A 17,796-nucleotide genomic window follows, 5' to 3' on the forward strand; every position below is an offset into this window, starting at 1 on the left:
CTTTGTTCTGTCTTATTCCGGTGCCGCGCGCTTGGTGACCAGGCCGATCTCGGTGATGTCCAACTTCTTCACCACCTCCAAGACCTCCATCACCTTCTCGTACTGCGCCGCAGCGTCGGCCTTCAAGACCAGCGGCAGCGCGGGATTGGCAGCTTTGTACTGCGCCAATGTGTCACGCATCTGATCCATGCTGACCGGATAGGCATCTAAATACACCGCGCCATCGGCGGTGATGGTGACTGCCCGCACCTGCGGCTTGGCCAGATTGCTGGTGGCCTGCGTGGTGGGCGACTTCACCTTGACCCCTTGCACCGAAGCGGTGGTCAAGATGATGAAGACCACCAGCAGCACATAGGCAAGATCCAGCATCGGCGTGACGTTGATCTCGTCATACGGTTGGTTGTCACTTTTGACGTCAGCCGACATGGGGTGCGCTCCGCTTCAGGCAAACAGGGAGGGAGGTGTTCACGGCGCGCCGTGAACTTCGGCCACGCGGGTGATGAACTCGTCGATGAAGATCTGCATGTCGGACGACACGTTCTTGATCTTGGCGGCCAGGTAGTTGTAAGCAAACAGCGCCGGAATCGCCACGCCCAAGCCGGCCACCGTGGCCAGCAGCGCCGAAGCGATACCCGGGGCAATCGCGTTCACGTTCACATCACCGGCGGCAGCAATCGCCGCAAAAGTGATCATCACGCCCACCACTGTGCCCAGCAGACCCAGGAAGGGGCCACCAGCAATCGCGATCGTCAGCAGCACCATGTTCGAATTCAGATGCGCGTTTTCACGCACGAAGTCGGCATCCACTGAGGCCTTCACCGCATTCATCGCCGGGCCGGTCAAAGCGCCGCCGCCTTGCTGGCCGACCTTGCGCTTGTCGAGCTGTTGCACGCCGGCCTCATACAAGCGAAACAGCGGCGAATGCTTGTGTTTGGCGCCCACGCCCAGCGTCAACAAGTCCTTGTCGGCGTCACGGAAGCGCTTCAGGAAGCTGCGATTGTCCTTGTCGGCACGGCTGACCAAGATGGCCTTGGCGACCGTCACCCAAGCAGAGATGACAAACATAATGCCCAGAATGATGATGACCACCCAAGCGTCGGTCGTCAGGTTCTTGACCAAGATGGCCATATGGCCGCCATGCTCTTCCCCACCGGCGGTTTCCGTCGTTTCACGTTGCGAAGCGACAAGGCGGCTCTCGGCGCCTTGGGCGCCGGCCGTGACGGCCAACCATTCGGCGCTGCGCAGCACGCTGGAGATCTGCAACTCGTCGGCCAGGCCGGTCGTACCCTCGCCCAAGCGTAGGCTGTTGCCGAGCGCCGGCGTGGCCATATCGGCCTGCGCGACCTGGGCGCCGCCCACAAACAAGGTGGCTTTACCCAAACCCAAACGCAGTGCCAGATGGGTCCACTTGGCCGGGGCGATTTCGCCGCCTGCCAATTCGCTCTTGCCAGCGTTCACCACCAGTTTGCCGCCCTTAACAGCCAGGTTCAGATCACCCCACTTGACCAGGCCAGCGCGGTCCACCGCATCCAGCTTCACCCACAGCGACAGCGTCAGCTGATTGCCGCCGTCCACCACCGTCTTGTCGCTCAAGGGGTAAACAATGGCCTGGCCATTCAGCTTGGCGCTGGCCGCCAGCAAGCCATTCGGCTCGATGCTGATCGGGCCTTCCGGCTTCACGCCGCCCTGATGATCGGCCCCGGCGGGCGCCTTGTCGCTGAAGTGGAAAGCCGCCACCGTACCGGCATCAAAGCCCGCCGCGGCGACCGAGTCGCCCGGCTCAGCCGCAGCCTTGGCATTGCCCGAGTAGACATAAAACTGATTCTTATCACTGCCCGGCAGCACGCTGGGCACTTGCACCCACAGCACCGCCAGCTCATTGACGCCGTCGTAGCGCTCGACGCTGAACTTCAGCGGCGTCTTGTCATCGGCGGCGATCACGCGCAGGTCCGAGCCGTCTTCCTTGGCTGCGGTGAAGTCGAAATTGCCCGAGTGCAGACGCACCGCGACCGCCACATTGCTGGCGGCTTCTTTGGTTTCGGTGCCCTGCGCCGAGGTGTTCAGCGTGATGCGGGTGCGGCCGGTCCATTCGCTGTTCCACCAAGCATTGGCGATGCCCGGTAGGACAGCGCCCATCAGTGCAAGGGCAGAGACGGCCCGACGAATTTGTGCGTTACGCATGTCGTAGATCCAAAAAATGAGAGAGGGTCTTGCAATCAAATATCGAAACGAAATCAGCTGTTGCCGAAGCCCAAGAACTCCAGCAGCAGATTGCGGCGGCGGTTGCGACGCTTGCGCTCGTCGTCATCTTTTTCACCGGCGCTGACCCCGCTTGCCGCATTGGTCAGTGCTTCACTCACCGGCAAAGCAATCGGAGCCGGTGCCACCGCCTCAGGCGCTGTGCCGCTGCGCGCACCAGACACCTGGATGTCATTGGCATTGACCAGGCGCTCGGCGCCCAAGAAGGCATTGCCCTTGGAGCGAATTCCCGCCTCGCCGGCATTGATTTCGCCGGTGGGCGCGTACAGGTCCAGATCGCTGCCGGCGCTCAGCACCGCGATACCGCTGCCGCTGAAGGAGCCCGAGGTGTCGAAAACCAAACGCCCTTCGGAGTCCAAGCGCAGCACCGGCGCTGGCGCACCGCTGACCGTCTTGGCGCCGCGACCGGCATCCAAATTGCCCGCCGATGACCACATCAACACATTGCCCTTGTCCAAGGTGAAGACCCGCGAGGAATTGACCTCAAAGCTGCCCTGCACCACGGTGTTGATGTCGCCGCCGCTGACGGTGACCAGGCCGAGGTCGCTTGGCTTCTTCTTGGTGCTGGCCACCAAGTCTCCAGCCACGGCGCCACCGCCGGGGTTGAGCAAGGTGATGTCCGCCTTTTGCATCGACTTGATCTGGCTGGACGACATCAGGATTTGCGCGTTCGGGCGGTCTTGCGGGAACAAGAGGTCTACCGCCAAATAGCCGCTGCCATAGCGCGCCCAACGCTCATCGGCGTCCAGCAGCGAGGCGGCGCGACCAGCCGAGCGAAGCTCGCTCATCAACATCCGATTCAGCCAAGGCATCTGACGCTCCACCGACAAATCGGCGAAGGCACCCAAGGCTTGATCAGGATTGATCGTCTTGCCCAGATGCGCACTCACGTAGGCCGCCAAGGCCTTCAATTGATCGGCCGAGGCCAAGGCGCGCAAGCTCGTCTCGCGCTGGCTGGCGGGCAGTTGCCCCAGCTGCGCCAGCAAAGCGCGGGTGACAGCCTGGGCCTGTTGTGCACCCGACAATTTGTCAAACGCGATCAAGGCCTGGGCTGAAGTCAGAGCCGACCATGCGGGCTCGACCAAGCTGCTGCGGCTCTTCAAGGCCTCATCCACCGCCGCATCACCCACAGGCTTGCCCAGCAGAATCGCCTGACGCAAGCGTTGCTCTGTGGCGTCTGCGCGTGCAGGCAAGCCGCGCACATAACTGCTCAGCACCGCGTCCAACTTGCCAGGGTTCATCAACTGCTTCAGCGCCTGCAACTGAGCCGATCCGCTCAGGCGATCAAACTCAGCCGCCGTTGCGTTCTTGCCGCCCAGCAAGACATAGGCTTGACCCAGCTTGCCGTTCAGACCCGAAGCACCGAGCACATGGAAACCTTGCTGCGTGGCCGCCAGATAGTCCGAGCCATCTTCGCGCAAGCCGGCCACCACGGTCAGGTTGCTACCTTGCGCCGGCAAAAGCACGCTATTGGCCAGATTACCGCTGGCGACAATGCCCGCGCTGCCGCCCAGATTCACATCCCGGCCCGCCAGGACCAGCAGTTCACCCGGTCCTGCAATCTCAATGCCGGCGCCAGCGCCGTTCTCCTGGAAGGCGACGTCGCGCCCGGCCTTGATCCGCGTGATCTCGGTACTGGCACCAGGCTGATGCTGAACCGACACCACACCCGCCACATCAAAGCGCACATCACGTGCGGCCTGGATGTCGACCGGTCGGGCCGACGTCAGACGGCCCTGCAAGAACACATCGCCAGCTCCCGAGACGACCAGCACCGGCTCGCGGCTGCTGCGGTCCAGCTGCTGCTGGCCGTTTGCATCGCGCACCTTGAGACCGGCTTCCGCCACTTGCTGCAGCAGGTCCAGACGCTCGCCACCCAGATTGGGCTCACCACCGCCCAGGGCCATCACCTTGAAGTCGTTCAGCTGAATCTGGCCTTTTGCGGCCAAAGAGCTACGGGCCGATGCCGGGTCGCTCGCCGCGCTCCATTGGGTGACCGAAGCCATGCTCAGGCCACCGTTCGGGGCGTAGGCACGCAGGTCGGTCGGCACGATCTTGGCCAGCTCGTCGGTATCGCCAGGCTTGCGCTGCGGTGCGCTGGCGTAGTTGATCGAACCGCCAGCGCTTTGCATCAGCAAGCTGCTCTCGGCATCTTGCCCCGGCAATATCAGGCTCTGACCGAGCGAATTCTGCGATTGGGCGTAGGCGTAGGCCAGATTGCGAACGCTGGCCACCTCCATATCGCGACCGCTTTGCACCCGGATTGCCGCGTCTTGATAAACCAGCTGCAAGCCATGTGGCGCCAGCAGCGGATCGACCGTGCTGTCAGCCCGCACTTCACCACCAGCCTTGACCGACAGTGCTTGCCTGGCCGCAAAGAATTGACCGCTGACCAGATCCTGGCCCGCCTGCACACGCACCGCACCACCGCCGAACTGCTCAGCGTTGGCGATGCCCTCCACCTGGAAGAGCGGGTTCAGCTTGAAGCCGCTGCTGGCCGCCGCCGCACGCAAATGGCTGACATCACGGCCGGCCTGCACCGTGACGTCGCCGCCACCCAGCGTGGCAATGCCTTGAGCAAACTTGTCGGGTCGAGCAAACCAGCTGGCGGCGATGTCTTCGGTGTGCGCGCGCCACAGCCAGTCACTGACATAACGCTGTTCTGCCTCAGGCTTGGCGCCCACGATGTCGCGGCCGGCACGCACCGTGATGCTGCGGCCACCTTGGGTAAAGGGGCTCAAGCCGGAGGGATCGAGATCGCTGGACAACAAGTCCAGCATCTTTTGGTAGCGAGTGCCCGGCAAGGCCTCCACCGGCTCCGGTGGCACCGTCGGCTGTTGCGTGGGCTCAGCCGTGGGTCCGGTTGTGGGTCCCGTGGTCGGGCCAGTCGAGGGCCCTGTGCTAGGCGGCGGCGTCGGCTTGGCCGTCTGGCCCGGCGAGGTTTCCGGGTTCGGAGGCCTCACAGTGCCCGTACTGTCGCCATTGCCCTTGGACGGCTCGGTGGCAAGCGCAGCTTCGCCGTCCAAAGCACGAGCTTTGGCCTGGGCCAGCAATGCGCTGCTGGCTTGGAGCAATGCCTCAACCTGGGCGGAATCGCCTTCAAGGCCTTGGCTCAGGGCTCCGACGGGCGCGCCAATGCTGAGCACCGTGGCCGAGCTATTCAGCAGCTCGATGTCTTGCGCAGCCGCAAGCTCAATGCGACCCGTGGTGCTGCGCACCCGGACCGGAGTGATCTGCGCCGCGTCGCTGCCGATGCGCAGCGATCCGCCGCTGTCCGCATTGCTCGCGCTCAGACCCTGCGTCGCCAACAGATCGGCGCTACTCAGATCGGCGCCCGCGACCAACCGGATGGACCCGGCACGCTCAGACGTGCCCAGGCGATCCGCCCCATGCACCGGCGAAGGCCTGAAGCCGGTGGAGAGATCCGCCTTCAGCAGCAAGTCCCCTGCTGCGCGAAGCGTGATGGCGGCTTCGGCGGCATGCGGGCTGGCCCGCAACTGCTCCTGGCTCAAGACCGGCATGGCCCAATTCGATTGCAGCTCCAGTTTGCCAGTGCTGCGGATCTCTACGCCGGGCCTGACGCGCATCAATGCCAGTACTTCGGCCTTGCCGCCACTGAGGCGCTCGGCAATTTTCTGGGCGCCGGCATTGTCCGTGCCCATGAATTGAGCGTTGTCATAGACCACGCGCCCCACACCCAAGATGGTCGGGTCCACCGGCGGCAGCGTGGGCTCCGTGGTCGGAGGCAGGGTCGGCGTCTCGGTGGGCGAAATGGTCGGTGCAATTGTCGGCTTGACGGTCTGTCCCGGACCAACCGGCGGTGCAGGCGGATTGGCGCCGCCGGTGGTGTTGCCATTGCCATTGGAAGGCTGCGTTGCATTTGAGGGATCGACGCTGCCTGCATCGAGGCCACCCGCCACACGTGCTGGCGAAGCCGGTGTCGGCGCAGGCGCAGTCGTCGCTTGGGGCGGCTTGACCGTCCCAGTGCTGGGTCCATTGCCGGCCGACGGGCTGCTAGGTGCAGCGGTTGGCGCGGGTGTGGGCGCCGGCGTGGGAGCTACCGTTGGCGCGGGCGTAGGTGCTGCCGTAGGGGCGGCCGTTGGCGCTGCCGTGGGTGCGACCGTCGGGCCAGACGTAGGCGCTACGCTTGGGACGGTCGGAGGCGCCGGTGGCTTGATCGTGCCCGTGCCACCGCCGTTGCCGGCCGATGGGCTGGTCGGCGCAGCCGTGGGTGCCGCAGTCGGCGCAGCCGTAGGTGCAACGGTCGGCGCAGCAGTCGGCGCAGTCGTAGGTGCGACCGTCGGCGCAGCAGTCGGCGCAGTTGTAGGTGCGACCGTCGGCGCAACAGTCGGCGCAGCCGTAGGTGCGACCGTCGGCGCAACAGTCGGCGCAATCGTAGGCGCAACCGTAGGCGCAACCGTAGGCGCAGCTGTCGGAGCTGCGGTCGGAGCCAAGGTTGGTTTCGTCGGGGGAGCCGGCGGCTTGACCGTCCCTGTGCTGGGCCCATTGCCGGTTGAAGGATCTGTGGGCTGAGCCGTCGGTTGCACAGTCGGCGGCACGGTGGGTTGCAGTGTCGGCTGAACCGTCGGTTGTACCGTGGGCTGCACCGTGGGTTGCACGGTTGGCTGAACCGTTGGCTGCACGGTGGGTTGCACCGTCGGCTGCACGGTGGGCTGCGCAGTCGGGGCCACTGTCGGCTTGGTCGGCGGGGCAGGCGGCTTGATCGTGCCGGTGCTGCTGCCATTGCCGGCAGAGGGGTCGGTGACCGGCGCTGCCGTGGGAGCCAAGGTCGGTTTTGTAGGTGGTGCTGGCGGCTTGATGCTGCCGGTGCTATTGCCATTGCCTGACGACGGGTCGGTGGGCCCAGTGGTCGGGCTGACCGTTGGGGGCGTGGTCGGCTGGACCGTCGGCTCGACCGTCGGTTCCAAGGTCGGCTGAACTGTGGGCTGAACCGTCGGCGTTGTCGTAGGCGATGTGGTCGGAGTTGTGGTGGGCGTTGTGGTGGGCTTGACAGTCGGCGTCACCGTCGGCGTCACGGTGGGCGCAATCGTGGGCACACCGGTCGGAGCAAGCGTTGGCATCGGCACCAGGCCGTCCACCAATTGGTTGACGCCGTCATAGACCTTGAAGGCCTCCACATCGACGCGCTTGACACCCTTCAGGGTGGCGCCAATCGCAGCGATGCGCACATCTTGACCTGCGCGTGCGGCGCGTAGCAATAGCTCGGAAGTCGAAGGCTGCGTGTTGCCAGCTGCCGCACTCAAATCGATCAGGGCACCCGACAGCAAGTTCAAGTCACCTTGCTCGCTATTCAAGCTGAGCGTACCGCCTGCTCCGCCACGAGCCACGAGGCTAGCGCCGGCTTGCAAGCGGATGTCATCACGGGCGTTCAAGGCGATATAGCCAGCGCTGGCCGGGCTGCCCGCAGCAAACAGTTGGCCGTCCACCATCAAGCTGCCGCCATCGGCGGTCAGCGCGAGGCGCTGAGCCTGCAAGCTGGCGCCTGCCGGCATGATTTGATCGCCCTTGCGATTGCGCACTGAGATCGCATCAGCAAAGGCGAAACTGCCCGCCCGTTGCAACAGGCCACTCAGGTCAGCAAGATTGATGGCCTGATCGCTGTCCAGGCTCAGTACACCGCCACGTTCGATCGAGGCCGAGGCAGCATTCAACTCGCCCGCCAAGAGCAAGCGCCCTTGCGGCGCGCTCAGATCCAAGCGACCGGCATCGCCTGCATCGGCAGCCTTGCCACTCAGGCCGGCTGCCGACACATCCAGTTTGGAGCCCTGACGCAGATCCACATTGCCATGCTCGCTGGCGATGCTGATACGGCCGGCGGCCAAATTGGCCGTCACCGAGCTGCCAATTTTTTCGCTGCGGCCGGCCACATTGAGCCAGGCCTGCGCGTCGATAACGGCGGCGTCCGTTGTGGCCGAGCCCTTGCTCTGCAGGCTCAATTGGCCGGAAGGCAGATCAACGCCGGTGGCCACACGCAGGCGCTCGGCACTCAGCTTAAGTTGTGCCGCGGCAGCAGCTAGGCTGCTGCCGGTCGTGGAGGTTGCAGCACCTTCACCTGGGCTCAGATCAGCAGCGCCGCGCACCACCCAGCTGGCATCGGCCAGATTGCTGGCCCGCAAAACCGGTGTGCGCAACTGCAGATCACCATCGATCTGCAACTGGCTCTTGCCGTTCAGCAAGACGGCACGGTCGGCGCCCAAGTCCACGGTGGCGGCATGCAAGGTCTGCACCCCGGGGCCCAGGGTCAAGGTGCCGGGGCGCACGGTGCCAGTCTCACTCGCCGTGCCAGCGCGGGCATCCACCACCAGGCTGCCGCTGCTGGCCTTGTCGCTGGCTTGCGGCGCAAGGCCGGTGCTGTTGCTGAGCAAGACGCGCTGCGCCTGCAGCGTCGCCGTCCCTGCGCCCAAGACCTGCAAGCTCGGTGCATCCAGGCTCAGCTGACCCAAGCTAGGAGAGCCCAAGCCCAAACCGGCCAAGAGATCGACGCTGGAATAGCTGCGCAACAGCAATTGATCGGCGCCGCTGAGTTGCTTGAGCAAGTCGCTGTTGAGCAACAAGCTGTCAGCCTGCAACGCCTGGCTGCCGCCAACTTGAATGCGCGGCACGCCCAGGCCAATCTGAGCCGCAGCGAGTTTCACATCAGCACCCAAGCTGCTGGCTTGGGTCGAGTCCATCAGCAAGGTGCCGCCGCCTGCGCTCAAGCTCACGCCGTCCGCCACTTGCAAGCGCCCGGCTTCGCGCTTGGCGCCGCTGCGGGTCAGCACAGTGCCATCATTTCGGCCGGCCAAGAGCAGGGCTGCGCCATCGCCATTGACCCGCCAGTTCTGGCCCGCATCTAGGGTCGGCGCTTTGCCGCTGGTGTCGACGGGCACAAGCGCAGTTTTCAGCACAGCATCTTGGCCGAGATTGAGCTGATCCTTGGCCAACAACAAGAGGTTCTCGGCCTGCAGCGGCTGTTTCGGGCCGTTCAAGACCTGCAGCTCTCGGCTCAGCACATTGAGGCTGAGTGGCTGATCAGCGGCGCCCGGGGTCGCGCCCAAGATCAGGCTTTGCACCTTCAGAGCGGAGAGCTGGGTCGGGTCCAGAACCAAGGGGCTGTTGCTGCCCGCCTGAGAAGCCGAGCCACCGACTTGAATGCGGTCGGCCGCAAAGAAAGCCGAGCCGCCGCTACCGGCCACACCGGCCGCATTGCTGGCGGCCGTGAAACGCATGGCGCCTTGCACATCGGCGCGCTGCGCGGCCACCACTAGGCTGCCGGCGTCGCGGCTCAGCGCGGGCTGCACGCGGTCTTGCTTGGCGGCCAGGCTGCTGAAGAAAGAGTCCGCCTCAGCCATGCGAATTTCACTGAACTTGCGTGCTTGCGCAGGGGTCAGGACTTGCCAGGTGCTGGGCAGCGCATCGCGCACCGCCGTGCCGGCCTGCCCCAATTGAGCACCGACCCAGACCGAGCCATCCTCGCGCTGCACCGTGCTGCCCAAGGTCAGCGGATTGCCGCCGCCGGACACCGGTCGCAGCAGGTAGGCGCCGTCCAGCAAGGCATAACGCGCAGGCAAGAGGGTGTAGGTGCCCGCCGGCACCGGGCCACCCTCACCCAAGGTGATTTGGCGACCTGAGGCAGGCAGACTCACTGCGCCCAAGCCCTGGGTACCCGCGGCACCGCCCGAAGCGTGGCTGGGCACGATCGCAAAAGCGCCGTCCGCCCCGCTGAACACATCCTTGGAGCCGCCAGGTCCGGGCACAAACTGCCAGGCTTTGAGCGCGCCGCCGCCGCTCAAATCCAGCTGCGCTTCTTTGTCGACGCGCACCGCGCCTTGGCCGGCATTCAAAACAATGGCCTTGGCCGGCGCCGAGGTCTGGCCCGTCACCAACTGGCTGCCCGGCGTGTTCCAGCGGTCGCCCGCCCATTGACCAAACAAAAAGTCCTGGCCGGCGGCACTGACCGAGGTCTCACTGCCCGCCAGCAAAGAAACCGAGCGAGTGCCCAGCAACTCGATGCGTCCGGCGGGCGCACGCAGTCGCCCGCCCTGGTTGATCACATCGGCCTCAACGATCAAGCTGCCGCCGGCACTCCAGGGCAAGGCTGGGTTGCTGCCCACGCTGGCGAAAGCCAAGCTGCGGCCCGTGGCCTGCAGGCGGAACTCTTGGTCGGTAGCCGGCACGATCTGAGCGGCCGTGAGGGTCGCATCGGCCTGGGTGCTCAGCAAACCGCTCAATCGCTTGTCGACGTTGTAGAAGCTGCCTTGCAAAACCAAATCACCCGAGGTCTGCAGCTTCAGGCTGCCCACACCCTGGGTCACCAGGCGGCCTTCCAGCGTCAAGCGCTCCGAACCCTGCAATTGCAGACCGGCATTGCCAGCACTGGCTTGCGGCTGCGGTCTGTCGAGCGTGGCCGACACCGTCGCCTGGGTGTTGCTCCACTTCAGTTGCGGCGCGCTCAGGCTGGCACTGGCCGCGCCTGGGTTCATCGCCAACACTGGCGTGTCGATCTGAATGGCTGCGCCCAAATTGAGCGCTACGCCCTCACCCACGCTGATGCGTTCTTGTGCCGCCAGGCTCAAGTCCGAAGCGCCACTGGCCTGCAGCCATTGGCTGGAGACCGCGGCCTGCCCCTTCAGCTCGCTGGCCGGCCGCAGGTCTATGGCGCTCAAATTCGTGGTCAGCGCGGTCTTGCTGCGCTCCAACCGGAAGTCTTGAATTGGCGGCAAGGCGCTGGGGTCCGCGCTGTTGCGAACCGCTTTCAGCTTGAGCGCCACCTTGCCGCCGGCCTGCGAGCTGGCGCCGGCCTGAGCGCGCAGATCGCCTTCCAAGAGCATGTCCTGGTTGCCAGAGATCGTGAGCGAGCCCGCGCTGCTGGCCACAGCCTGGCGCGACACGCGCTCGCCGCCTTCGACCCGCTGACGAAGGTCGAGTTCGCCGCTGCTGCCGCTGATGTCGATCTTGCTGCCCTGCTGCCAGACCAGGCTGGTGCCATAGGTCCCCGCGGCCTCCAGGTTGATCTTGCCGCCGGCCAGAACGCGGCCAGTCTTACGGCCATCGGCGCCGATTTCGAACTGCTCCAGCCCCGCCACATCAATGCTGCTGCCAGCGCCCAGCCACAAATAGCGAGCCAGCGCGGGATTGGGCACAACCAGCTTGGGGTCTGCCTCTTCACTTCCAGCCAGCTTGACCGTCACCGTGCCGCCGGCCACATGCAAGCCGCCATTCATGCTGAGACTGGCACTAGCCCCTAGATCCAACGTCGAAGCCCCAGGCAAATCAATCAGGCTCACGCTGCCGATGTCCAAGCGCCCATCGCTGCGACCTTCACCAAAGCCGCTGGAACGCAAGCTCAGCTTGATCGGTTTGGGCAAGCCATTGATTTGCTTGCCGGTACTGAACACGGTGCTCAGCGGCACCTCCGAGGCGATTGCGCGCGCGTTTGCCTTGGCTTGCCACAGCAAGAGACTGGGCTTGACTTGCGCCCCGCTGGCGAGGTTCAAGAAGCTACGACCGTCAATCGCAAAGTCCTGGAAGCCGCCTTGGCTGAAGAACTCGGTGCCCAGATTCAGATTGGCGGGCGCCGCCCCGGGGGTCGCCCCGCCGATCTGGGCCGAGGCTGCTGTCAGTTTGAGCGCGCCGCCCTGGGTCATCGAGTAGCCGCGCAACTCAGCGCCACCCAGCAGCAGTTGCCGGTTCGTCGCATCGCTGAGGGCATTGGCCGTACCGGCGGACAAGACCAAGCTACCTGCAGCCGCGCCACACAAACGGTCCGCCGCGCAATCGCCGACCTTGCTGCTGCCGGTCAGCATGGCGCCGCCAGATACATCCAGCACCGTGCCCTGACCCAGGCTCACCGTCTTGCCGGCCTGTACCAACACGCTGCCGCCGGTCTGATTCAGCGGCGAGGCCTGAGAATCCTGCGCCAGATTGACCCAACGACCCGACACGTCCAACTGGCTGCCCGGGGCCACCTCCACCGAGTCCTCCAAGCTGCGCAAGCTGACGCTGCCCGAGGCCGAGCGAACGCTGCCGCCCAGCTTCACCAAGCCGCGCTCTGAGAGCAGGCTGAAGCTGCTGCGTGCCTGCAGGTTCAGCGAGCTGTTCAGGCTCACATCGCCTTCAGCCGCCACCGCCACATCCTGGAAGCCCGAACTCAGCAAGCGGCTCGCCGCCATGCCGGAACGCAGCGGAGCCACAACGATGGCCGGATCAGCCATCAATTGGTCCCACTGCGATTTGTCCATAGCCGCAGCAGCCGTGTCCAAGCTGAATCGGCTGAGGATGGCGCCGCCATAGCTGCCTTCGCCAAACTGATTGCGGTTCCGCAGGGCGCCCAGGCGCAGCTGGCCCAAGCCGGCCAGTGCGTCCAAGCCTGCCAGTTGCCGGCGGCCACTGACGGTCTCGCCGGCCAGGCTGCCGTCCAGCACCAAGCGCGGCGCCACCACCGTCAAGCTGCCGGCCGACTTGCCTTCCAGATAGCCGGCTTCCAAGCGGGCCGAGGTCACCGTGCCGTAGCCGATCACAGGGCCCCAGCGGTCATACTTGACCGGGTTGTTGCCGGCATTGCTGATGCCGGTGTAGATGATGTCTTTGGGCGCGTTATTGAGGTTGTAGGCCTGACCATTGCTGGCGATCAGCTGAGTCGGCCGCACCTCGGCCTCGACATAACGGACTTGTCCCCCGGTCACCGAGAGACTCGATGTTTGATTCGTGTAGACCGCGTCGCCGGCCAAGAGTCGCAGGCTGCCACCGGTGGCCAGGCGCTCGTTGGCGCTGCGCAGCAAGCTCTTGCGATAGCTGCCCAAGTCACCCAGGATGGTGGAGTCCTGGCGCAAATCCAAGGTCACCTTGTTGCGATAGAGTAGGCCGTCTTTTTGCAGCGGCGCATCTTTCAGGTCATTGCTGCCCAGCAACTCGGTGGTGACGAAGTTGCGCGCCACGCTCAACTCAGTGTCTTTAGTTCCCGACAGGTCAATGCGAGCACCAGCACCAATCACGATGCGGCCACTTTGGCCGCTCGGATCAAATTGTTCACGATTTAGCAATCCGCCCACATAGCTGGGCGTACTCAAGGCCCGCAGCTCCGCTTGGGCGCCCGGCGCGATGATCTGGGCCTGCTCGCCCAGCACGATATTGGCACCCGCCAAATCCAGGCGCGAGCGCACAAAGGTCGCGTTGTCATCCGACAGCAAAACCTTGCCATCGGCGCCGGTGTTCTCAACCGTCACCTCGGTAACGCTCTTGGCCCCCAGGGTCAGACCACCACTGTGCGAAGCGCGCTTGTAGCGGCTGTCGCTGGGCGTGACCGAATCGGCCACATTGTCCAAGGCGTCACCTTGCGCCAGCAGCAAAATGGAACCGTTCTGACTGACGCTGGTGCTGGCGCTGATGCGGCCCGACTGGTTGACCGCCATGCCCACCAAGGTCGTGTTGCCGCGCGGCGTGCTGATCTGCCCGTCCGGTGCATTCCAAACCGAACCCGCGCCTGTTGTCATGCCGGCTTTACCGACTTCGACCAATAGGCCTCGCAATGAAGGTACATCCGGATTGGCTTCCGAGGCATAAATCCCCTCAGCCGTCGGCAGCTTGTAATAAACCTCAGGCCCACCGGCCAGCACCACCTGGCCGCCCGGGGCCGTCAGCTTGCCTTCGTTCTCGACCCGCTTGGCAAACAGATAGATGCGGCCGCCTTCGGCCGTCTTCAGCTCCGCGCCGGTCTCTACCCGCACAAAGCTGCTGCTGTCCAGATAGGGCACACCGTCTTGCTTGTCCCATCTGAAGGCCGCCGAGCCGCCGGTGATATTGCCGACAAAGCCGTTCAGATAGTCTTCATTCTTGGGCTTCAGCGTGGTCGCCAACAAGCTGCCCACGTCGACGCTGGCTCCACGGCCGAACAAGATCCCGTTCGGGTTGTAGAGCAGCAGTTCACCGCCATTGGTGGCTGAGAGCTTGCCAAAGATCTGGCTGGGATCCCCGCCCGTGATGCGATTCAAGGCGCTGGCGCCGGGCTGCGCCATGTCGAAAGTGACCGAGCTGGCCGAACCGATATTGAAACTCTGCCATTGGTAGATGGCGCGCTGGCTGTCTTGGCGGATGCGCATGTCCTGCCCGCCCTGGGCATTCGATACACCGGCCGGCACGGCCGCCTGCCCCTGCCCGTAGATTCGCCAACCCTGCAGCGTGCCAGCCGGCACCGGCACTGCATTGGCAGCCGGCGGCTTGGGCGCCACCACGCGGGACTGCGCCATTGCCTGCAGCGGCAAGGCACTGGCCAGCGCGGCAGCCAAGGGATGCAAAAGCCAGGCACGCTGGCCCCAGGCAGGTCGACGCAGCGACGCCTTGGGGACGGGCTTGGTGATCGGCTGTGAGCGTGGGGTGGAGGCCATGGCAGAGATTGGGTTCGATCAATACGTACAGGACAGACAAAAAAACGGCGTTGAAGGCTGAAGACTGCTGCGCAGTACGCGGCCTATGAGTTCCGCTTAGAAGCGCAAGGCCGCGCGCACATGCACGAAGTCCTTGGACGCATCGGGTCGATTCGGAATCGGCCGGTGCCGCTGTGCCCAGTCCATGGACAAGCTCACACCGGGGCGCACCGCCAGGCGCAGGCCTAAGCCACCACCCAGCAAGGGCGTGCGCTTTTGCTGTCCAGGCTCGGGGTTGAACAAGCTCACGCGCGCAGCGTCGACAAAGCCGTAAAAGGTCAGTTCATTGAAGAGCGGCAAATTGCTCCACTCGGGCTCCTCGCGCAGCGAGCTCAAGGCACTGCCCAGATTGCGGCTGCGCAGCTCCAAAGAGGCCAAGAGGCCTTGATCGCCAGCCACCGAACCCTCGGCATAACCCCGCACCGTATCGGCGCCGCCAACCGAGAACTTCTCCGCGCTGGTCAGGGCCTGGGTGCTGAGTTGCCCGTTCAAACGAACAGCGAGTTCCACCGCGCCCAGGCGTTGGCTGGCGCGCCAGTCCAAGCGCAGGGTTGAGAAGCCGCCGTCCGCGCCACGTGTTTTGCAGGCAAATTGATCGGCCTCCCCGAAACCCGTGGGGCTGCCCGGCAAGGGGCAGTCTTGACGCGTTCTTTGCAGCAGCGAGCGTAAGCCCTGGGTTAGCGTCACACTGAGCTGCTGCTGCAGGCCATCGCCCCACCAATTGCCGCTGTAACTGGCTTGAAAGGGGATGTACTGCAGCGGGGATGGTGTCACGCCAGTGCTGGAGAGCACGTCTTCGGTCAGATTCTTGTAGTCAAAACCCAAACTCAGACCGTGAAAGGAGCTGGCCAAAGCCTTGGACGTGCTGTAGCGCAAGCCCAGCGTCGTGCCCTTGCCCAAGACGCGGGAGCCGCCCAGCGACTCAATATCGCTGCTGGAATCGACCGCACTGAAAATCAAGGAGTCACCGTCGGCCAGAGGCGCCTGGTAATTGAAGACCAGCACGCGAGACTGCTTGGGCGCACGCGGCGCACCCATCCAGGTGAAGGAGATCTGGTGGTCTTTTTGCAGGAAGTTGTCGTAATGCAGATTGGCCGACATGCGCAAGGGGTCGGTGCCGTCGGCAGCGGCGTTGCTCATTTCCACACTGCCGCCCAAGGGCAGCGTGTCTTCCACCTTCAGCTCGGCCTCCACCGTACCCGGCACCCGGCCGGGGCGCAGCACCGGCTGCACCCGGCGCTCCTCACCGCGGCTCACCGAGGCGAGTTGCTGCTGCACGATGTTGAAGTTAGGCACTTGGCCCGGTGTCAGCTCGGTCACCGCATTGCGAATGCGGCCCTGGGCAAAGTATTTGGAGCCGGTCACGTGCAGGCTGCCGACGCGGCCCTCCAGCACCACCAAACGGATCACACCACCATCGACCCGCTGCTCGGGGATATCCACAAACACGGTCAAATAGCCGGCGTTTTGATAGACCTTCTCCAGCGCTGCCCGGGCCGCTTCGACCTCATTCATGCCCAGCTGCAGGCCCAGAAAGGGCAGCACCGCCGCTTCGATCTGCAGATCGCTCAGGCGGGTGTTGCCCTCGATCTCGTATTCCAAGATGTCGAACTTGGGCGCGGCAATGGGCGCATCTTGCGCAGCGGCTTGCTGGCCGGTTTGCTGAGCCCAGCTAGGGCCAGTGACAGCCAGAGCTGCGCCACCGAGCCAAGCTGCCAGCCCGACTCGATTCCACACACGCAGCCGAAAGTAAAACCGCGCCCTGCGATGGGCGCGGATCTTGTTGAAGTCCATGATCTCAGTGTCACCAGGGCCGGTGAATCCGTTGTGAAAAAGCATGAGCCGAACAGCTCATGCATACACCCCACTCAGGGGATGCACGGGTCAGGCGACCGCAGTAGACGAGCTGGCTTTGCTGCGAGCCTGAGTGCGCGCACGCACGCCGACCGCCAACAAGCCCAAGGCCATCAAACCATAGGTGGTGGGCTCAGGCACGGCGCTGACCGAGCTGATGCTGCTCGGCACCCAGCCGGCAAACTCATCTGCACTGGCGCTCAAGACGCGTGCCTGGCCATAGGCCGCCGCGAAGTCGGTCCAGCTGCGGCGCTGCAGGCCCGCAGCCGACGTGACCTGGGTCAATGCCCCTTGCTGCGTGAAGCTCAGGATGTAGTCACCCTTTTCATCCACCGCCAAGCCCCAGTAAGCGTCATGCTTAAGATTATCGAATTCATCGACAACAACCGGAACATAATCATCTTCACCGGCGTTGGTCAAGTAATAAAACCAAGATGAATTACCAACCTTGTTGGTTGTCAAAAAACCCGTGTTACCAAATTTCCCCCCTGAAATCCCCGCCGCGTTCTTGAAGTTAGTAAGCGAACCTTTAGCGTCGAAGCTGGAACCATTGAAACCGTAGTCAAAATTTGTAGGAACAGGCTCCACCCCGCCATTGGAATTCTTTGTCCAATGGGTATTAAATGGATTTAGTCCAGCGGCAGCATAGCCGATGTTCAAACTAAGCCCCCATGTTTGAGCAATATTTCCAACCGGATCCTTGAAATCCACAACTTGAGTGTTTCGCATCGCGGTGTAGACCGGATTCACACCCGCGCCATTCCATTGATCACTGTTCAGTGTGGTAAACAGCCGAACATCTCCTGCGTTGAAACCATCACCAGTCGCGCCAGATGCGTAAACGCCCCAAACCTGATTGGCAACATCTGGGGAAAACTTACGGAATTGCTGAAAATTCGGATCGGTATTCAGCGCAGAAAAGAACTTCTGATAGCCAGCATCCTGCTGTGCATAGACAAAGAAATTATCTGTATAGCGGTCGCCGGAGGTGTACGGGAAGATGGACAAACCAAGGTCCTTGGTGTATGAAGCCTCGGTTACCGGGTCATACACAACCAGAATCAACTCTGCATCGCCGCGTGTATTGATCGCGCCACCCAGTATGGCTGCCCGCGCAGTAGAAAGCAGCCCAACTGCCGCCACAAGCGACAAAGCAATATGAGCGGTCAGTATTTTGAACTTCATAACAGTTGATACCCAGATACTTGAAACACAAGAGGGAGAGGCTTTGATTTCTCAGCCTCTCCCCTTTTTTTCATTG

5 protein-coding genes are annotated in these 17,796 nt (G+C 63.7%); all 5 read right to left on the minus strand.

All coding sequences use genetic code 11. The annotated features are described in order from the left end of the window. Positions 1 to 12: 12 nt before the first annotated feature. The 5 genes from WG899_RS09150 to WG899_RS09170 all read right to left on the minus strand — a co-directional run bounded on the left by WG899_RS09150 (position 13) and on the right by WG899_RS09170 (position 17,720). Complete coding sequence (locus WG899_RS09150; RefSeq protein WP_339595325.1) at positions 13 to 426, minus strand: ExbD/TolR family protein; 414 nt, start codon at positions 424 to 426, stop codon at positions 13 to 15. Positions 427 to 465: 39 nt separating this feature from the next. Next, complete coding sequence (locus WG899_RS09155) at positions 466 to 2,181, minus strand: DUF2341 domain-containing protein (protein WP_339595326.1); 1,716 nt, start codon at positions 2,179 to 2,181, stop codon at positions 466 to 468. A 53-nt stretch (positions 2,182 to 2,234) separates the two neighbouring features. Next, complete coding sequence (locus tag WG899_RS09160) at positions 2,235 to 14,642, minus strand: filamentous hemagglutinin family protein (RefSeq protein ID WP_339595327.1); 12,408 nt, start codon at positions 14,640 to 14,642, stop codon at positions 2,235 to 2,237. Positions 14,643 to 14,738: 96 nt separating this feature from the next. Next, on the minus strand, positions 14,739 to 16,520 hold the full coding sequence (locus tag WG899_RS09165) for a ShlB/FhaC/HecB family hemolysin secretion/activation protein (protein ID WP_339595328.1): 1,782 nt from the start codon (positions 16,518 to 16,520) through the stop codon (positions 14,739 to 14,741). A gap of 45 nt (positions 16,521 to 16,565) precedes the next feature. Then, the gene (locus tag WG899_RS09170) at positions 16,566 to 17,720 is read right to left on the minus strand and encodes a PEP-CTERM sorting domain-containing protein (RefSeq protein WP_339595329.1); all 1,155 of its coding nucleotides are present in this window, start codon (positions 17,718 to 17,720) and stop codon (positions 16,566 to 16,568) included. Positions 17,721 to 17,796: the final 76 nt, after the last annotated feature.

This window comes from Paucibacter hankyongi, from assembly GCF_037482915.1.
GTDB classification, from domain to species: Bacteria; Pseudomonadota; Gammaproteobacteria; order Burkholderiales; family Burkholderiaceae_C; genus Paucibacter_A; species Paucibacter_A hankyongi.

Bases quoted from the DNA above. Each gene is read 5' to 3' on its own strand.
- WG899_RS09155 (WP_339595326.1), bottom strand. From the start codon at position 2,181: ATGCGTAACGCACAAATTCGTCGGGCCGTCTCTGCCCTTGCACTGATG.
- WG899_RS09165 (WP_339595328.1), bottom strand. From the start codon at position 16,520: ATGCTTTTTCACAACGGATTCACCGGCCCTGGTGACACTGAGATCATG.
- WG899_RS09160 (WP_339595327.1), bottom strand. From the start codon at position 14,642: ATGGCCTCCACCCCACGCTCACAGCCGATCACCAAGCCCGTCCCCAAG.
- WG899_RS09150 (WP_339595325.1), bottom strand. From the start codon at position 426: ATGTCGGCTGACGTCAAAAGTGACAACCAACCGTATGACGAGATCAAC.
- WG899_RS09170 (WP_339595329.1), bottom strand. From the start codon at position 17,720: ATGAAGTTCAAAATACTGACCGCTCATATTGCTTTGTCGCTTGTGGCG.